The 17,468-nt window shown below is 66.4% G+C and carries 14 protein-coding genes; 4 read left to right on the top strand and 10 right to left on the bottom strand.

The genetic code is table 11. The annotated features are described in order from the left end of the window. The first annotated feature begins 75 nt into the window (after nucleotides 1-75). Entirely contained in the window at nucleotides 76-678 is a 603-nt protein-coding gene (locus tag L1787_RS02875) for an HAD-IA family hydrolase (protein ID WP_235706959.1), read from the top strand. A gap of 63 nt (nucleotides 679-741) precedes the next feature. Here the strand turns inward: L1787_RS02875 and L1787_RS02870 are convergent, their stop codons facing one another. From L1787_RS02870 to L1787_RS02840, 7 genes are all read right to left on the bottom strand, one after another. Beyond that, a complete protein-coding gene (locus tag L1787_RS02870) occupies nucleotides 742-2,175 on the bottom strand; it encodes a flagellar biosynthesis protein FlgA (protein WP_235706958.1) in 1,434 nt (477 codons plus the stop codon). Continuing rightward, nucleotides 2,175-2,852 carry a cyclase family protein gene (locus tag L1787_RS02865; RefSeq protein ID WP_235706957.1) on the bottom strand — a complete coding sequence of 226 codons (678 nt, stop codon included), beginning with the start codon at nucleotides 2,850-2,852 and terminating at the stop codon, nucleotides 2,175-2,177. The genes L1787_RS02870 and L1787_RS02865 overlap by 1 nt, the downstream gene beginning before the upstream one ends. Beyond that, nucleotides 2,849-4,150 carry a TRAP transporter large permease gene (locus tag L1787_RS02860; protein ID WP_235706956.1) on the bottom strand — a complete coding sequence of 434 codons (1,302 nt, stop codon included), beginning with the start codon at nucleotides 4,148-4,150 and terminating at the stop codon, nucleotides 2,849-2,851. Before L1787_RS02860 ends, L1787_RS02865 begins: the two co-directional genes overlap by 4 nt. Beyond that, complete coding sequence (locus L1787_RS02855; protein ID WP_235706955.1) at nucleotides 4,147-4,587, bottom strand: TRAP transporter small permease; 441 nt, start codon at nucleotides 4,585-4,587, stop codon at nucleotides 4,147-4,149. Before L1787_RS02855 ends, L1787_RS02860 begins: the two co-directional genes overlap by 4 nt. 160 nt (nucleotides 4,588-4,747) lie before the next feature. Then, nucleotides 4,748-5,719, bottom strand: coding sequence for a TRAP transporter substrate-binding protein (locus L1787_RS02850; RefSeq protein WP_235706954.1), 972 nt, complete (start codon nucleotides 5,717-5,719; stop codon nucleotides 4,748-4,750). A gap of 320 nt (nucleotides 5,720-6,039) precedes the next feature. Further along, nucleotides 6,040-7,068 (bottom strand): LacI family DNA-binding transcriptional regulator, encoded by a 1,029-nt coding sequence (locus tag L1787_RS02845; RefSeq protein WP_235706953.1) that lies wholly within the window; start codon nucleotides 7,066-7,068, stop codon nucleotides 6,040-6,042. 270 nt (nucleotides 7,069-7,338) lie between these two features. After that, a complete protein-coding gene (locus L1787_RS02840; RefSeq protein ID WP_235706952.1) occupies nucleotides 7,339-8,949 on the bottom strand; it encodes a polyhydroxyalkanoate depolymerase in 1,611 nt (536 codons plus the stop codon). A gap of 131 nt (nucleotides 8,950-9,080) precedes the next feature. Here L1787_RS02840 and L1787_RS02835 point away from each other — a divergent pair, with 131 nt between their 5' ends. The 3 genes from L1787_RS02835 (at nucleotide 9,081) to L1787_RS02825 (ending at nucleotide 12,641) form a co-directional block, all read left to right on the top strand. Beyond that, nucleotides 9,081-10,370 (top strand): ActS/PrrB/RegB family redox-sensitive histidine kinase, encoded by a 1,290-nt coding sequence (locus L1787_RS02835; RefSeq protein ID WP_235706951.1) that lies wholly within the window; start codon nucleotides 9,081-9,083, stop codon nucleotides 10,368-10,370. An 81-nt stretch (nucleotides 10,371-10,451) separates the two neighbouring features. Continuing rightward, nucleotides 10,452-11,015 (top strand): ActR/PrrA/RegA family redox response regulator transcription factor, encoded by a 564-nt coding sequence (locus L1787_RS02830; RefSeq protein WP_235707167.1) that lies wholly within the window; start codon nucleotides 10,452-10,454, stop codon nucleotides 11,013-11,015. Nucleotides 11,016-11,489: 474 nt separating this feature from the next. Further along, nucleotides 11,490-12,641, top strand: coding sequence for an AAA family ATPase (locus L1787_RS02825; RefSeq protein WP_235706950.1), 1,152 nt, complete (start codon nucleotides 11,490-11,492; stop codon nucleotides 12,639-12,641). Between the two features lie 15 nt (nucleotides 12,642-12,656). Here L1787_RS02825 and L1787_RS02820 read toward each other — a convergent pair whose 3' ends face one another. From L1787_RS02820 to L1787_RS02810, 3 genes are all read right to left on the bottom strand, one after another. Next, entirely contained in the window at nucleotides 12,657-14,702 is a 2,046-nt protein-coding gene (locus L1787_RS02820) for an oxidoreductase (protein WP_235707166.1), read from the bottom strand. A 78-nt stretch (nucleotides 14,703-14,780) separates the two neighbouring features. Continuing rightward, nucleotides 14,781-15,860: an FAD-binding oxidoreductase gene (locus L1787_RS02815; RefSeq protein ID WP_235706949.1), complete on the bottom strand. Its 1,080-nt coding sequence runs from the start codon at nucleotides 15,858-15,860 to the stop codon at nucleotides 14,781-14,783. After that, a complete protein-coding gene (locus tag L1787_RS02810) occupies nucleotides 15,844-17,124 on the bottom strand; it encodes an aromatic ring-hydroxylating oxygenase subunit alpha (protein WP_235706948.1) in 1,281 nt (426 codons plus the stop codon). The genes L1787_RS02815 and L1787_RS02810 overlap by 17 nt, the downstream gene beginning before the upstream one ends. Nucleotides 17,125-17,468: the final 344 nt, after the last annotated feature.

The following is a 17,468-nucleotide window of genomic DNA, read 5'->3' as shown; positions in this document are numbered from 1 at the left end:
CACGGGATTGCACATCGGCGCGATTGCGCGGATTGAGGGGGATCATTCGCCATCCGCGAGGGACGGATCCGCACCATGACGCAGTGCCTGATGCTCGATGTCGACGGGGTCGTCGTCAACGGACGCGAGGAGGACGGCCGGTCCTGGGCAACCGATATCGAGCGCGATCTCGGCATCGCACCGGATCGGCTGCACGGGGCCTTCTTCGTCCCGCATTGGAACGACATCGTCACCGGCCGCAAGCCGCTCGTCGACACGCTCGCCGCGTGTCTCGCCGAACTCGCCCCCTCGCTCTCGGCCCACACCTTCATCGACTATTGGTTCACCAAGGACGCCGCCCTCGACGCAGCGGTCCTCGCCGATTGCGATGCCCTGAGGGCGCGCGGTGTGACGGTCTATCTCGCCACCAATCAGGAGCATTTGCGGGCGCGCCATCTGATGGACCGGCTCGCGCTCGGCGACCATGTCGACGGGATCGTCTATTCGGCCGAGATCGCGGCGCGGAAGCCCGATCGCGCCTTCTTCGACGCGGCGCTCCGGCGAAGCGGCTCCGCGCCGGGGGATACGCTCCTCGTCGACGATACCTTGGCCAATGTCGACGCGGCGCGTGCTGCCGGCTGGAACGCCGTGCATTGGACGGCGGGCGCGCGCCTCGCCGACCTTTTCGAGGGCCGATAGGTCCGGCCGCCCCCCAAAAAGGCGAGATGCGCGGCGGCCGTTCCGACCTGCCGGCGGTCGGGCCTAGAGGCTGAGCGCGTCCTTCATCGCGTCCTGCTCGGCCCGCATCGCCCAGAGCGAGGAGGCCTCCGGCTTCACGACATCGCCGACCGTCACCGCGTCGCCCGCCTTCACGTCGCGCGCGAGCGTCAGGTCGACGGCCATGAAATAAGGGACCGCCGCATCCTCGGTGAGGACCATGTTGGGCGACAATTCCGGCGCGATCCCGTCGACCTTGTGGTGCGAACCGGACTGGGTGAGCCGTTCGCCCGCCTTCATGTCGCGCGTCGCGCGCATCGTGAGGTCGGAGACCGGCGCCACCCGCTGGGCCCCCGTCGACAGGCCGAGCCGGTGCGGCACGAGGATCGACAACGGCGCCTCGGCCCCGAGAAGGTGGGTCGGATTGTAGACGAGGACGTGGCGCGCATCGCGGCTCACCGGGATGCCCTTTGCCCGGAACAATTCGCCCGTTTCGAGGTCCGGCGCGGTGAGAATGGCGAACACCCCGCCCGCCGCGCTGATCTCGTCCTCGCGGCGCAGGCAGTTGAAGATGTCGAGATGGCCGTCTTTGGCGAAGACGCCGCCATGCTCGCCGCCGCGGAAGATGTCCGGCAGCTCGGTCATGCGGGCGACGGCGGCGTGCATTTGCGGCCGGTCGGGCGTCAGGCCGCTCGCATTGGAGACGAGGCACATCTCGCAATAATCCGGCGGCGTCCGCTGTGGGATCGCCGCGAGCACCGACGAACGCCAAGCGATCAATTCGGGAAAGGGCCGGCCGCCGCCGTCCCAGATCTCGGCCGGCGCGGGGGCGGAGATGTCGAGCCCGCCCTCGCCTCGGACCATGCCGGTCTCTGGGTTCCAGACGAAATCATGCTCACTCGCTTTGCCGGCGCAGGCGATCTCGAAACCGAGCGCGCGGGCGCGGGAGATGAGACCGAGAAGGAGGCTCGGCTGGTCGCCGTCCACCTGGCTGAGCACGAGCCCGGCGGCGCGCGCTTGGTGCGCGAGCAGCGGACCGACCACGCTGTCGGTCTCCTTGTTGACGAGGGCGATGTGCCGCCCCTCCTCGATCGCCAGCGCGACGTTCGCGGCGCCGACCGCCCCGTTGCCGGTCGCCTCGACGAGCACGTCGATCGGCAGCTTGATCGCGATTTCCGCATCGTCGGTGATGACGATCTTGCCCGCGTCCAGCGCGCGCTCCCCCTCGGCGACGGACGTCACACGGGCCACGTCCGCGGCATCGAAGCCGGCCGAGACGCACACCGCTTCCGTGCGATCGAGATCGATGTCGCAGAGCACGCGCAGATCGAGGAGCGGAATCCGGCGGGACTGCATCAGCAGCGTGCGGCCGAACTGGCCGACGCCGATCAGCGCCGCGCGCGTCGGGATGTCGGCGCCCTTGCGTCCGATGAGCTGCGCCTCGGCGCCACTTTGCGTGAGCAGGAAGTTGACGTCCATCACTCGTCCTCGACGGCCACGGCGCGGATCGGCGCGCCGTCGCTGTCCGGCACCTTCAAAGGCAGGCCGAAGAACTCGACCCGCTCGCGCCGGATTTCGGAAAGATTGCAGAGATATTCGAACATCGTGACGCCCTTCAGGAGGAGCTCGATGTGCGTGACATTTTCCTCGAAGGCCGGTTCACGCTCGCCGCTCACCATGTCGCGGATGCAATGGTCCTGCGGGAAATCGTAGGCGACGCCCTTCGGCGAGCGGGCGTAGAGCCAGCGGCAAGCCTCGGTCGTCATGTAGGGCGCGGTCGACCAGAAGGTCGCCTCGTCGATCGACGCCTTGGTGTCCCAGGCGGTCTTCAGGAGGATGATGTCGCCGGGCCGGATATCGGCATTGGCGGCCTCCAGCATCGCCGGCGTCACCGGCTCGTCCGGCCCGATCGCCGACAGGTCGACCACCACCGCCGGTCCCCAGGCGACGTCGAGGGGCAACTGGCTCGTCGTCTTGCCGTTCGCGTCGAAATGGCGGGGGGCGTCCATGTGGGTGAAGCCATGGATCGGCCAGCCGATCCATGTCGCTTGGAGATAGGAGTCCGCCCCGTGGCTCTTCAGCTCCTTGCGCGAGACCGGCCAGCGAAAATGGTCCGTGCGGATCGGCGTCGACAGATCGATCAGGCGGCGCGTCATGGGTTCAAACCTCTTCCGGAGAAAACGAGATCCGGCAGGGTCAGTGCGATCGCCGGGACGTAGGTGACGAGAAGGACGGCGCCGACGAGGACGGCGATGAAGGGAAGGCTTTCCCGGATCACCTTTTCCGGGCCGACGCCGGCAATGTTGGCGGACATGTAGATGAGGATGCCGATCGGCGGGGTGCACAGCCCGATCAGCGTGTTCATCACGAAGATGATGCCGAAATGGATCGGGTCGATCCCCATCTCCATCGCGATCGGGAAGAAGATCGGCACCATGATCACCATCGCGGGGATGTTGTCGAGAAAGAGCCCGACGACGAGAAGCGCGATGTTGAGGAGCAGCAGGAAGACGAGCGGGTTGTCGGAGACCGCGAAGATCAATTTGGCCAGCGTCTCACTCACCCGAAAGTCGGCGATCAGGAAGGCGAACAGCGAGGCCGCACCGAGGATGATGAGCACCTGCCCCGTGGCGACCGCGGCCCGGACGACGCCGAGCCAGGTTTCGCGCCAGGAGAGCTCGCCGAGCACGAAACGACCGACGATGAACGCATAGAGCGCGGCGACCGCGCCCGCTTCCGTCGCCGTGAAGACCCCGCCGAGAACGCCGCCGATGATGATGACCGGCGCCAGCATCGCGATCGCCGCGCGGCGGAAGGCCCGCGCGATCGTGCCGACGGTCGGCCGGTCGTTCACCGGGTAGCCGCGCCGGCGCGAGATGATATAGGCGACCGCCATCAGCCCGATGCCGATGACGAGACCCGGCACGATGCCGGCGATGAACATCCGCCCGACCGACACCTCGGCGAGGAAGGCGAAGATGATCATCGGGATCGAGGGCGGAATGATCGGCCCGATCACCGCCGAGGTCTGCGTCACCGCCGCCGAGAAGGCCGCGCCATAGCCGGACCGCTTCATCGACGGAATGAGCACCGAGCCGAGCGCTGCCGTGTCGGCGAGAGCGGAGCCGGAAATGCCGGAGAACATCATCGAGGACACGATGTTCGCCTGCGCGAGGCCGCCGCGAATATGGCCGACAAGCGCATCGGCGAAGTCGACGATGCGCTTGGTGATGCCGCCGGAGTTCATCCACTCGCCGACGAGGAAGAAGAAAGCGAGCGCGAGGAGCGGGAAATTCTGAACGCCGGAGACGAAATATTGGGAGAGAATTTCGTCCGGCCAGAAGCCGCGATAGACGGCGATCGTCGCCATCGAGGCCGCGAGCATGGCGAAGACGAGCGGCAGGCCGAGAAAGGTGAGAAGCAGCATCCCACCCAGCAACAGAGCGACGTTCACGCGGCGAGCCCTTCTTCCTTGAGCCCGTCGATCGTGTCGATCACGATGCGCAGCGCCCAGAGCGGGCCGACGATGACGACCGGCACATAGACCCACTTTTCAGACAGGCCGGGGAGCGAAATGTAAAAGTCGCTCGCGGTGAACGTGACCATCCCGATCGCCGACCGCGTCACGAAAAAGAGGACGGCGAGGCTGATCAGTGCAAGCACGACCGACCACGCCGCCCGCAGTCGGGGAGGAAACAATTTCACGACGAAATCGACGCGGATGTGCACGGCGCGGAGTGCCGCGATCTGGATCATCCAGACCCAGAGAAGCATGTTGAGATCTTCCGCCCAGGGCAGCGCGCCCCCGAGAAGATAGCGGTTGCCCGTCGCCCCCAGCGTGATCGCGACGATGGCGAGGAGGAGAAGGCCGAGGATCAGATCGATCACCATGGCCGGTCCCCGTCGCCATAAGGGGCGCGGGGCTGGAGTGGGTCGCACGGACACGTCGCTCAACGGCTTCTCCCTTGTCGAGCGCGCCGAGCCGCGCCGGAATGCCGGCCGGCCGGGCGCTCCTGAAGCCGGCCGGGCGTGCGCCGGGCCGGCCCTTCGATCAGCGTGCCGCTTCGATCGCGGTCGTCAGCTCGTCGCCGAACTCCGCCTCGTAGTCGGCCTTCACCTTGTCGTAGACGATGGCGCGGAACGCCTCGCGGTCCGGGTCTTCGACGACGGCCATACCGGCGTCCTTCAGGAGCTGGAGGCGCTTTACATTCTCCTCGGCGAGAAGGGCGCGCTGATAGTCGGTCGCCTCCTTGGCGGCCTCCATGACGACGGTCTGCTCGTCTTCGCTCAGCGACTTCCAGCGGTTGAGGTTCATCGTCACCACCATCGCCGTATAAGCGTGATTGGTGAGGGAGAGATTGTCCGTGACCTCTTGGAATTTCATCTCGTAGATCTCGTTCACCGGATGCTCGGTGCCGTCGATCACGTTGGTCTGGAGGGCGAGATAGACCTCGCCGAAGGGAAGCGGCTGCGGGTTCGCGCCGAGAAGCTCGAAGGCGGAGATGTGGGCCTTGTTGCCCGTCGTGCGGATCTTGAGGCCGGCGAGATCGGCGGGCTCCTTCACCGGACGCTTGGAATTGATGACGTTGCGGAAGCCGATTTCCCAGAAGGCAAGCAGCTTCAAGCCATGCGCTTCGAGGCTCTCGCCGATCTTCTCGCCGACCTCGCCGTCGAGCGCGCGATAGACGTGGGCGTGATCGTCGAAGATGAAGGGCAGGTCGAGCACGTTCTGGACGGCATTGAATCCCGTGTACCAGGGATTGCCGTTCATCGTGATGTCGATCGTGCCGAGCCGGGCGCCCTTCAAAAGATCACCGCCGCCGCCGAGCTGACCGGCCGGATAAAGGCCGATGGTCAGATCGCCGTTCGTCTTCTCCGCAACGATCTCGGCGAACTTCTCGGCCGCCATGTGGCCGTAGCTCTGCGGCGAATTCGTATGGGCGAAGCGCAGTTCGGCCGCGCCCGCCTGCTGCATCATGCCGAGAGCCAAGGCGCCGGCCGCGAGATAGGTTGAGAGTCTCATTGTACGCTTCCTCCGTCGACGCTTCGCACCGAAATGTCAGTCGATATCGCTCGGCATGAAGCAGTGCGGCGACGCCTATCACGCTTCATTTGGGAACGCTACCATTTTGGCGAGGATTGCATTTTTCCTTTATTTTCATGGACCTAGCGTGAGGCCGAATGATTGCCTTCGCACCCCGGCTCGCCCGTAAATCCTTGTCGGCGAAGGCGGATCCGGCATGGCCCGCCCGCGGCGTGGACGGCCGAGCCGGCCTGATTTGCAGTATTCGGATTAGCGCGCAGCGGCGTGAGCGGCGTTTCGCTGGCGCCGCCGGGACGCGTCTAAGACGACTCGCGCACCACGAGCTCGTAGCCCACATCGATCCGCTTTTCGCCCGTCTCGCGCCGCCCGGCGAGGACCGCCTCGGCCGCGAGCCGCCCCATCTCGACCCGCGGCAGCCGGATCGTCGTCAGCGATGGGACGATCTCCGCGCTGACATCGAGGTCACTGAAGCCGATGATCGCGAGATCGTCGGGCACCGCCCGGCCATTGCGGATGGCGGCGCCGACCGCGCCGACGGCGAGCTCGTCATTGACGCAGAACACGGCGTCGACCGCCTCCCCTGACGCGAGCAGCTCCTCCATCGCCCGCGCCCCGGTCGCGAAGCCGACACGCCCCGAATGGTGGATTTCCAACGCCGGCGTCACACCATGACGGGCGAGCGCCTCGCAAAAGCCGGCCCGCCGCCGCTGGGCGCGAAAGTCGAGATCCATCTCCGCGCCGATGAAGGCGATGCGCCGGCGACCGCGCGACAACAGATGCTCCGCCGCCGTCGCCCCCGCATCGGCGTGGGAGATGCCGATATTGATGTCGATCGGATCCGATCCGAGCTCCAACGCCTCGACGACCGGAATGCCCGACTGCATGAGCATCTCGCGCGTCGCCGGATTGTGGTCGATCCCCGAGATGATGATGCCTTCGGGCCGCCAGCCGAGCACCTTGCGGCAGACGGTTTCCTCGTCGTCCAGCGAAAATGCGGTGTTCGAGACCATGATCTGATAGCCGTGCGGGGTCAGCACCGCGTCCGCCGCGCTTACGATCTCGCCGAACACGCGGCTCGACAGCGAGGGGACGATCACCGTCACGAGCCGCGAGCGGGCGGACGCGAGCGTCCCGGCCCAGCGGTTCGGAACATAACCGAGCGCGACGACCGCGCTTTCGACGCGCGTACGCAGCTTTTCGGACACGGCGTCGGGTGAGTTGATCGCCCGCGAGACGGTCATGATGCCGACACCGGCCTCGCGCGCCACGTCCTTCAAGGTGACGGACCCGCGCCGCTTCGCACGCATAGCGTCACCGGGGTCGGTCATCGCGCCGTCCCCCCTTCAGTGCCTGTCGCAAGAATTCGACGATCCCTTTGAAACGCCCGCGATGGCGGAGCGGGCGGGGATTACAAGGATAGGTAACAATACCCGCCACCCACTAAGAAAGGATGTCTTCGGGTACAAGCGCTTTCGGGCGGGAGCCTGCCTCCCGCAAACGGGGGCCTCCATAGACCAACCCGCCTTTCGATCCAACCGCCGCCCGCCGACGGCGAACGGCGCGACCAGCGGCCCGCCCGGCGGCGAGCCGCACCGGCGTCAATGCCGCGTCGTGCTCGGCGGGGTGGACTTGACGACGCGCCGGCGCGGGGAGCGGGGCTTGCGGACGGGGCTCGCTTTGGGAAGCGGGTTTTCGACGTCGTCGTCCTCGGGCGCCTCGGCGATCGCCTTCCGCTCCGCGCGGGGCTTGTCGTCGGCGGGCCTGTCGGCCTCCGTCTCGGGGGCGAGCGCCTCTTCGATCATGCCGATGGTCTTGCGTTCGTCAGGCGCCGCGCCGTCCGCCTTGGCCTCAGCCTCCACGGGAAGGATGTTCGTGACCGACGACACGCTCGCCGCCGCGCTCTCCATCGCCTTGGCGGCAGTCGCGGCGGCTTCGCCCGCGGCGCTGAACGTATCCTGCGCGGTCGCCGTCACGCCGCTCGGATCGTCCCAGCGGTTGATGAAATCGGTAATGCGCGGCGCGATCTCCTGGCGGAAGCGCGAACCGTTGAAGACGCCATAATGGCCGACGCCTTCCTGCATATAATGCGCATGCTTCTCGGCCGGCAGATTCGGCGTCAGCCGGTGCGCCGCTTTCGTCTGGCCGAGGCCGGAAATGTCGTCCTTCTCGCCTTCGATCGTGAAGATCGGCGTCTGCCGGATCCGGCTCGGATCGACATGCCAGTCGCGGTGCATCATCTCGCCCTTCGGCAACAGATGCCGCAGGAACACGGTGTCGACGGTCTGCAGATAGAACTCGGCGGTGAGATCCATCACCGACAGATATTCATCGTAAAAGTCGCGATGTTTCTCGGCGCTGTCGCCGTCGCCTTTCACGAGATGGTCGAAATAATCGTAATGGGCCGAGACGTGCCGGTCGAGGTTCATGGTCATGAACCCGGTGAGCTGCAGGAAGCCCGGATAGACCTGGCGCATCATGCCCGGATAGGGCATCGGCACCGACATCACCACGTTGCGGCGAAACCAGTCGAGGTCATGCTTGGCGGCGTAGGTGTTCACCTCGGTCGGGTTTTCGCGGGTGTCGATCGGGCCGCCCATCAGCGTGATGGATTTCGGCTGCACCGGGGAGCCGCCCGCCTCCATCAGCGCCGTCGCCGCGAACACCGGCACCGCAGGCTGGCACACGGCGACGATGTGAATGTCGCCCTTCATGAACTGGGTGAAGTCGATGACGTAGTCGATATAGTCGTCGAGATCGAAGTTGCCGTAGGCGATCGGCACCATCCGGGCGTCGACCCAATCGGTGATGTAGACCTCATGGTGAGGCAAAAGCGCCTGCACCGTGCCGCGCAACAGCGTCGCATAATGGCCCGACATCGGGGCGACGAGGAGAACATTGGACTGCTTCGGCGTGCCGGGCGGCAGGTCCCGCTTGAAGTGGAGAACCCGGCAGAATGGGCGCTCCCAGACCACCTCTTCGGTGACGTCGACCGTGCGGCCGTCGACCTCGGTGGTGTCCAATCCGAACTCGGGTTTGCGATAGCGGCGCGTCAGCCTCTCGAACACGTCGCCGGCAGCGGCGATTTGCCGGCCCATCTCGGTATGTGCGAACGGGTTAAGAGGATTCTTGTAGTAGAGGCGAATCGCGTCGTTGATCACACGGGCCGGGCTGAGGATCGCGTGATTCCATTCGTAGAACTGGTAGTACATGAAAGCCTCGTACGGGTTGGACGCGGCGCCAAAGGCGGACTCGAGCCTCTGCTGCAGTGCAGCATATCGCGCTGGTTAAGGCCGATGGCAAGCTTCTGTGATGTCTCGAACGAAGGGACTCGTACAACCGCATGAGTGATGCAGCCGTTCCGGCGTTCGATGAGCGAGTGGTTCGCGTACGAACCCTCCTCCTTCTACGCTGGCTAGCGATTCTGGGGCAACTGGCGGCGATTCTGTTCGTTTCCGTTGGGCTGGAATTTACAATGGCGACCAGTGCCTGCCTCGGCCTGGTCGCGCTGTCCGCCTGGTCCAACGTCTTCCTGCGGCTGCGATTCGCCGGCAATCGGCGGATGACCGAGGAGTGGACGGCGTGGGTGATGGGGTTCGACGTGCTCCAGCTCGCCGCCCAGCTCTGGCTGACCGGCGGCCTCACCAACCCGTTCGCGCTATTAATTATCGCGCCGGTGATGGTGTCGGCGACGACATTGTCGGCGGGCCGAACGATCACGCTCGGTGCGTTGGTGCTGCTGTCGGCAACGCTGCTTGCCATCTTTCACCTGCCCTTGCCGTGGTATGAAGGCGAAAGCTTTACGCCTCCCTTCCTTTTCGTCGGCGGCGTGTGGCTCGCACTGGTGTGCAGCCTCACCTTCATGGGCACTTACGCCTTCCGCGTCGCGGAGGAGCGGCGACAGCTCGCCGACGCCCTCAGCGCGACCGAAATCATCCTCACCCGCGAGCAAAATCTTCAGGCGCTCGACGGCCTTGCCGCGGCGGCGGCGCACGAACTCGGCACGCCGCTCGCCACGATCTCCGTCGTCACCCGCGAGCTCGAGCGGGAGATGGATCCGAACTCGCCCATCGCCGACGATATCCGACTCCTTCGCTCCCAGTCGGAACGATGCCGCGAAATCCTCAGCAAATTGAAAACGCTCGGCGAAGACGGGGGGAGCCCGCTCACCCGGCTTACCGTCCACCAACTTCTCGAAGAAGTCGTCGCGCCGCATCGCGACACCGAAGTCGACATCAAAATTACCATGGTGGGGGCCGACGAAGACCAGCCGATCGTCTGGCGCAACCCGGCGATTCACTATGGGCTCGGCAATTTGATCGAAAATGCGGTCGATTTCGCTGCAACTCGTGTTACGGTCCGGGCGGAGTGGGACACGCAACGTCTCACGTTGACGATTTCCGATGACGGCCCCGGCTTCCCGGACGACGTTCTGGACCGGCTGGGCGATCCGTTCATCAGCCGCCGGGCGGCGGCAGCGCGGGGCGGCGGCCTGGGTCTCGGCATCTTCATCGCGAAGACGCTGCTGGAGCGAACGGGGGCGTCGATCGCCTTCCGAAAAGGGCCGGGCGCCACGGCCATCGTGAGTTGGTCACGCGACGTTCTGTGTGGGAAAGGCGACGCTGAAGATTAAATTTCGGCAATGTGTGCCCGTTTACCCCCCGGACGGACTAACTTAGCTGAGTAAAATGGAGTTCGAGTAGGAGATCCTATGATGGATGCGCTGGTTCAACCGACACCGACTAAGACCGTCAATGGTGGACGGCTTTTGATCGTCGATGACGACGCGGCGTTCGGCCAGCGTTTGGCACGCGCCATGGAAAAGCGCGGCTTCGTGACAGACGTCGCCGAGAGCGCCCATGACGCCAATCTGCTCGCAGATCGGAATCCTCCTGATTATGCCGTGGTCGATATGCGCCTCGGCGACGGCAACGGCCTCGAGATCGTGGAGCGGCTGCGCCGTCGCAAGCCGGACGCGCGCGCCGTGATCCTGACGGGCTATGGCAACATCGCGACCGCCGTCACCGCCGTGAAGCTCGGCGCGGTCGACTATCTCGCCAAGCCCGCCGACGCGGACGACGTGTTCGCCGCCCTGACCCGTGACGGCGCCGAGCGGCCCGATCCGCCGGAAAACCCGATGTCGGCCGACCGCGTCCGCTGGGAGCACATCCAGCGCGTCTACGAGATGTGCGACCGCAACGTCTCCGAAACGGCCCGCCGTCTCAATATGCACCGGCGCACGCTGCAACGGATCCTCGCCAAGCGCGCCCCGCGCTGATCGCGACACCGCGCAAGGCGCCCTGCGAACGCGGGGTGCGAAGCGCGCATTATGCGGCACCTGCCGCATAAAATCCGACAATGCGGCACCTGCCGCATGAGATCAGACAATGCGGCGCCTGCCGCGTGAGATCCGATCGGACGGGCGCTCCGCCCGTCCACTGCCCCCAAGCCTCCGACACTCGGGCCACCAGCATCGAAGGCTGAAGCGCTGGTCTCGAGCGCACAGCCCGCCGGTGCGCAAGCGTCCGTCTCCCCAGACCGACTCGCCCAAATCGGCGCTCCAAGGCTGCCGGCGCGCAAGACGCCACCGGTCCTCACGGTCCCGAACGCCTGCCGCCGCCTCTCCCCGCTGATCGCACCGTGCACCGAGCCTCGCCGCTCCGGGCGCGACGGGCCGCCCCCTTGGCGGGCCGCATGGGGTTCAATAGGCTCCTTGCGTTCACGCCTCCTCGTCCACGCCACGAGACGTCCGGTGCTTCTCACTCTCGCCGTGTCCGGCTACCGCTCTTTGCGCGATCTCGTCCTCCCGCTCGACCGGCTCACCGTTGTGACCGGGGCGAACGGAGCGGGGAAGTCGAGCCTCTATCGCGCCCTTCGTCTCCTCGCCGACGTGTCGCAGGGCCGCGCCGTCGCCTCGCTCGCGGCGGAGGGCGGGCTGTCGTCGACTTTGTGGGCCGGCCCCGAAGCGTTTTCGAGGGCGATGAAGGCGCGCGAGGCCGCGGTTCAGGGCACCGTTCGCCAGAACCGCGTCGCCCTCAAGCTCGGCTTCGCGTCCGACGATTTCGGCTATGCGATCGATCTCGGCCTGCCGGTGCGGGGTGATTCGGCGTTCAACCGCGATCCCGAGGTGAAGGTCGAAGCGGTCTGGGCCGGGCCGGAAATGCGGCGCTCCAACGTCCTCGCGCTGCGCAAGGGGCCGGGCGTGTCCGTTCTCGGCGATCGCGGCAAGCGCACCACGATCATCAACGACCTTCCCCCGTTCGAGACGATGATGCTCCACGCCGCGGACCGGACCGCGACGCCGGAACTCCTCACGCTGCGCGAGCGGATGCGCGCCTGGCGCTTCTACGACCATTTGCGCACCGACCGCGCCGCCCCCGCCCGCCAGCCGCAGATCGGCACCCGCACCGTCGCCCTCGCCGGGGACGGGGCGGACCTTGCCGCCGCGATCCAGACGATTCGCGAGATCGGCGACGTCGCCGGCCTCGATGCGGCGATCGACGCGGCCTTTCCGGGCAGCCATGTCGGCGTGCGCGAATCGGACGGATTGTTTCATCTTCTGATGCGGCAGGAGGGGCTGTTGCGCCCGCTCGGAGTGGCGGAGCTGTCGGAGGGGACGCTGCGCTATCTCCTCCTCGTCGCGGCGTTGATGACGCCGCGCCCGCCGCCGCTTCTCGTCCTCAACGAGCCGGAAACGAGCCTCCATCCCGACCTCGTCGCCCCGCTCGCCGGCCTCATCGCGGCGGCGTCGGCGGACAGTCAGATCATCGTCGTCACCCACGCCGCGCCGCTGGTGGCGGCGCTCCGAGAGGCCGGCGCCCTCGTCCACGCACTCGAAAAGCCGCTCGGCGAGACCACGGTGCCGGGCGCCGAGCCGCCGGCCTGGAACTGGCCGGCCCGCTGACCGGGCGCCGCCGGCTCAGACGTCCTTCATGAGGCGTAGCGCGTCGTAGATCGCAGCGTGGATGTTGCGGCTCGCGATCGCGTCGCCGACACGCCAGAGGCGATAGCGCCCCGCGGGATTGCGCACCACCTCCTGCGGACGGCCCGCGAGCAGCGCCGCATGGTCGATCTCGCCGCGATTGACCGACCCCTCGCGCAGCTCGAAATAGAGGTCGTCCATCGGCTGCGTGCCGTTCTCGATCACCACCTGATCGGCCTCGCGCACGATGGTGCGCTTACCATATTCGTCGTCGAAATGGGCGGCGATGCGATTGCCGGTCCGGTGCAGCGCGACGAGCTTGAGGTTGAGCGTGGTCTTGACGTCGTGCTCGGAGAAGACCGCGAAATAAGGCGGATAGGACGTGCCGCCGACCTCCGGCGCGAGTACCCGCTCGGGCGTGATGATCTCCACCATGGCGCCGGCCTTGGCGAGATATTCGGCCGTCGTCAGCCCCGGATGGGCGCCGTTATCATCGTAGAGGATGACCTCCTTGGCCGGCTTCACCCCGCCCGAGAGGATATCCCAGGAGGACACTGCGAGGTCGGCGCCCGCCTCCAGGAAGGTCGGATCCGGCATTCCGCCGGTGGCGATCACCACGATATCGGGATCTTCGGCGAGGATGTCCTCGGCCTCGGCATAGGTGTTGAGACGGATATCGACGCCGAGTCGCTCGCACGTCTCGATCCGCCAATCGATGATGCCGAGGATCTCGCGCCGCCGCTTCAGCGATGCGGTGAGGCGGATCTGCCCGCCCGGCGCGTCCTGCGCCTCGAAGACGACCACCTGATGCCCGCGCTCCGCCGCGACCCGCGCGGCCTCGAGCCCCGCCGGCCCCGCGCCGACGACCACGACTCGCTTGATCGGTCCGTCGGTCGGCGGCGTGACGTGCGGCATCGTCGCCTCACGGCCGGTCGCCGCGTTGTGCACGCAGGCCGCCTCGCCGTTATAGATGCTGTCGATGCAATAGCCCATGCCGACACAGGGCCGAATCGTCTCCTCCGTGCCCGCCATGATCTTCGCGACGATGTGCGGATCGGCGATGTGCGCCCGCGTCATGCCGACGAGATCGAGCTTGCCCGCCTCGATCGCGTGCCGCGCCGTCGCGACGTCCTGGATGCGGGCGGCGTGCATCGTGGTGATTTTCGTCTCGGCGCGCACCTCGCCGGCGAAATCGAGGTGCGGGGCGGAGCGCGCGCCCATCCCCGGAATGACGCGCGAGAGGCCTTCCTCGGTGTCGAGATGGCCGCGGATCACGTTGACGAAGTCGATCTTGCCGGAGGTCGCAAAGCGGCGGGCGATCTCGAGCCCTTCCGCCTTGGTGATGCCGTTCTTGAGATCCTCGTCGCATACGAGACGGATGCCGACGATCATCTCCGGCCCCACCCGCTCGCGAACGGCGTCGAACACCCGCCAGGCGAAGCGCATCCGGTTGTCGAGCGAGCCGCCATATTCATCGTCACGGTGATTGGTGACGGGCGAGAGGAATTGATCGAGGAGGTGGCCGTAGGCGTTGATCTCGATGCCGTCGAGGCCGGCCGCCTTCACCTTCTCCGCGCCGTCGGCATAGGCCTCGACCACGCGGTCGATGTCCCAGTCCTCCATGGCCTTCGGATAGCAGCGGTGGGCCGCCTCGCGGATCGAGGACGGGGCGAGCGTCGGCAGCCATTCGGAGCGCGACCAGTAGGTGCGCCGGCCGAGATGGGTGATCTGGATCATCACCGCCGTGCCATACTCGTGGCAGCTGTCGGCAAGACGGGCGAGCCAGTCGACCGCCTCGTCGCGGAACAACTCGATATTGCCGAAGGATTGCGGGCTGTCGGGCGCGACGACGGTGGAGCCGCCGATCATCGTGAGGCCGATCCCGCCCTTCGCCTTCTCGACGTGATAGAGCCGATAGCGATCCTTCGGCAGGCCGCCTTCGGTATAAGCGGGCTCGTGCGCGGTGGAGATCAGCCGGTTCTTCAGCGTCAGATGCTTGAACGTGTAGGGCTGCAGCAGGGGATCCTGCCGGCCGGAGAGGATCGTGCGTGCCGAGCCTGCGGGACGGTCGATCACGTCGCGGAGCGGAGCCTTGTTGTGCACGGGCGGGCCCTCACGGGGTTAGCGGTCGAGTACGACGTCCGTTTCCGGACGGCTCGAACAGGGAAGGATGAAGCCGCGGTCGATCTCACGCTGGCGCAAGGCCGTGGTGGCCCCCATCGTGACGGTGCCGGAGACCTTGAAGCTTTTACAGGTGCCGCATTCCCCCTTGGCGCAGGACGAGGGCATCGCGATGCCCGCCGCCTTCGCCGCGGCGAGGATGGTGGTGCCTTGCGGACAATCGAAGCTCTTGCCGGAGCGGGCGAACGTGATGCGCCGCGCCGGGAGGGTGTCATCGGCCACGAGGTCGTTGCCGATCGCGCCGAAATCGAAGGATTCCTCGAAATAGGCCGTCGGCGGCAGGCCGAGCTCGGCGAGCGCCTCGCGCATCGTCGCCATGAAGCTCTCCGGCCCGCAGCACAGCACGGTGCGGCTCGCGCAATCGGGCACGTGGCCGGCGAGTGCGGCAGCGTCGAGCCGGCCCTTGGCGCCCGCCCATCCGTTGACCGGCCGGCTCGGCACCATGACGATCCGCAGCCGCGGCAGTCGCCGCGCGAGCGCCGTCAATTCGGCAAGGCCGATCAAATCCTCTTCGGTGCGGGCGGCATGGAGGAAGACCGCATCGAGATCGATGCCGAGATCGGCCGCGGTCCGCACGGTCGCCAGCATGGGCGTGACGCCGCTGCCGGCCGACAGCAGGAGATAGCGCTCCGCCGGCGCCGCGACCGGACCGAACCGGCCCGCCGGCCCGAACGCCTCGATCGTGTCGCCCGGCTTCAGCGTGTCGTGAAGATGGCCGGACAGGACGCCGCCCGGCTTCTTCTTAACGGTGATAGCCACGGCCCGGTCGGAGGCGGCCGATGAGGTGATCGTATAGCTGCGCTCGGTCCCGCTTTCGCCCGCCGTGCGGACGGTGATGTACTGGCCGGGCTCATGGTTGATCCGGGCCCCATCGGCGGGGGCGAGAAGGAACGAGCGCACATCGTGCGTCTCGTCCCATACGGCGCGGCACACCATGGTGCCCCACCGATCCGGACGCCATTGGCCGCGGCGGACGGGAGAGGCGAAGGGGCTCATCCCCTTGTCAGCGCCCGTACCCATGAGCGCTCATCCGCTCGACATACCAGGTGGCGAAATCGTCGAGCTGCTTTTCGGTGAACCGCGAATAGGGGCCGGGGCGGAAGCCGGCCGACTGGACGCCTTCCTGCGCGATCCGCACGAGGTCGGCGTCCTGCTTGTTGGTCGCGAGCCAGACCGAGGTGAGATTCTCGAGGTCGTAATCGACGCCCTCGACCGCGTCCTTGTGGACGAGCCACTTGGTGCGAACGAGCGTCCGATCCGCCGAAAGCGGCATCAGCGTCATGACGACGGCATGGTCGGCCATCATGTGGGACCAGGAGTTGATGCCCCACAAATGGGTGTCGCCGGTGCCCTTTTTCGCGGTGCCGAGCGGCAGGGCGCAGGCGGCGAGCGAATCCGGCGTCTGGCTCTCGCCGGAACCGGCGATGATCAGCCGCTGGGTGCGGAAGTTGGTCGCGACGCCGACAGTATGCTCGACGGCGGCGGAGGCGAGCCCGGCGGCCTCCCACGCCTCGGTCTGATCCCGATAAAGGTCAGCGAGGGCGGCCGCCTCGTCCCGCTCGGAGGGGGAGAGCTCCTCGGGGTCGAAGCCGAAATCGCTGGCGTGGAAGGAGACGCAGAGCTCCGGATGGTTCGCCTCGCAGTGATAGCACTCGCGATTGTTCTCGATCACGAGCTTCCAGTTGCCGCTCTCGACGATATCGCTCTCATAGGCGATGCGGGTGTTGACGAGATCGTAATCGGCGAGGCGCGGCGTCACCACACGGTCGAGCTCTTCGATGTCCTCCGGCGGATCATCGGACAGGCAGGCATAGAGGATGCCGCCGATCGACCGGATCGCCACCGGCTTCAGATGGTGCAGGCCGCGATTGAACTCCTGGCCCATATGGGGCGCGTTGAAGAGCTCGCCGGTCAGCTCGTAAGCCCATTGGTGATAGGGACAGACGAGCTTGCCGACGATCGCCCGACCCGCCGGCACGAGGCGCGCGCCGCGGTGGCTGCACACATTGTGGAAGGCGCGGACCGTCTCGTCTTCATCGCGGACGATGACGATCGAGGAGCGGCCGATATCGACGGCATAGACGTCGCCCGCCTCGGGCACGTCGGCCTCGAGACCGACGCAGATCCAGTGGCGGTGAAAGATGATGTCGAGATCGGCCTCGAACGCGTCGGGCCGGGTGTAGAGCCCGGCGGGCAGCATGTGCCCCGCTTCGCGCGCAGCAATCAGCGACGCGATGGTCGCGTGCGAAGCGCTATCGGACAGGTCGTGCAATTGATGAAGCATAAGCCGCCGCCATCGTACGAATCACACAGAACGCCCCGTCGGCGTATGCCTTCAAGATTTGATGCAATTCCAGGTCGCGCTCAATGGCATAAATTCTAAGTCGAAAGGATAACTTGAGGTCATGCCACAAGCTCCACGAGAGCGCGGATTAAGCACGATCGTGTGAAATTGCGATGCAATCAGATTATGGCTTAGGCATTCCGGGGCGTTCCGCCTCTCGCAACACATTCCGGCACGGCAAGACCTCGCGAAGAATTCAACCAAGTCGTTGGTCGGAATGGGCCGGAGCCGCCGCCGCGCGTCTCGCGCGCGACTCTCGATCACGGTAAATCCGTCTTGCCCTA

It is taken from the genome of Acuticoccus kalidii, from assembly GCF_021556395.1.
GTDB classification, from domain to species: Bacteria; Pseudomonadota; Alphaproteobacteria; order Rhizobiales; family Amorphaceae; genus Acuticoccus; species Acuticoccus kalidii.
Note: the sequence above shows the minus strand (reverse complement) of the source record. Positions and strands in the feature narration are given on the sequence as shown.

What these genes read in the sequence shown, in the direction of transcription:
- L1787_RS02870 (WP_235706958.1), bottom strand. Translation starts at nt 2,175, where the DNA reads ATGGACGTCAACTTCCTGCTCACGCAAAGTGGCGCCGAGGCGCAGCTC.
- L1787_RS02875 (WP_235706959.1), top strand. Translation starts at nt 76, where the DNA reads ATGACGCAGTGCCTGATGCTCGATGTCGACGGGGTCGTCGTCAACGGA.
- L1787_RS02845 (WP_235706953.1), bottom strand. Translation starts at nt 7,068, where the DNA reads ATGACCGACCCCGGTGACGCTATGCGTGCGAAGCGGCGCGGGTCCGTC.
- L1787_RS02830 (WP_235707167.1), top strand. Translation starts at nt 10,452, where the DNA reads ATGGATGCGCTGGTTCAACCGACACCGACTAAGACCGTCAATGGTGGA.
- L1787_RS02865 (WP_235706957.1), bottom strand. Translation starts at nt 2,852, where the DNA reads ATGACGCGCCGCCTGATCGATCTGTCGACGCCGATCCGCACGGACCAT.
- L1787_RS02855 (WP_235706955.1), bottom strand. Translation starts at nt 4,587, where the DNA reads ATGGTGATCGATCTGATCCTCGGCCTTCTCCTCCTCGCCATCGTCGCG.
- L1787_RS02815 (WP_235706949.1), bottom strand. Translation starts at nt 15,860, where the DNA reads ATGGGTACGGGCGCTGACAAGGGGATGAGCCCCTTCGCCTCTCCCGTC.
- L1787_RS02835 (WP_235706951.1), top strand. Translation starts at nt 9,081, where the DNA reads ATGAGTGATGCAGCCGTTCCGGCGTTCGATGAGCGAGTGGTTCGCGTA.
- L1787_RS02810 (WP_235706948.1), bottom strand. Translation starts at nt 17,124, where the DNA reads ATGCTTCATCAATTGCACGACCTGTCCGATAGCGCTTCGCACGCGACC.
- L1787_RS02840 (WP_235706952.1), bottom strand. Translation starts at nt 8,949, where the DNA reads ATGTACTACCAGTTCTACGAATGGAATCACGCGATCCTCAGCCCGGCC.
- L1787_RS02850 (WP_235706954.1), bottom strand. Translation starts at nt 5,719, where the DNA reads ATGAGACTCTCAACCTATCTCGCGGCCGGCGCCTTGGCTCTCGGCATG.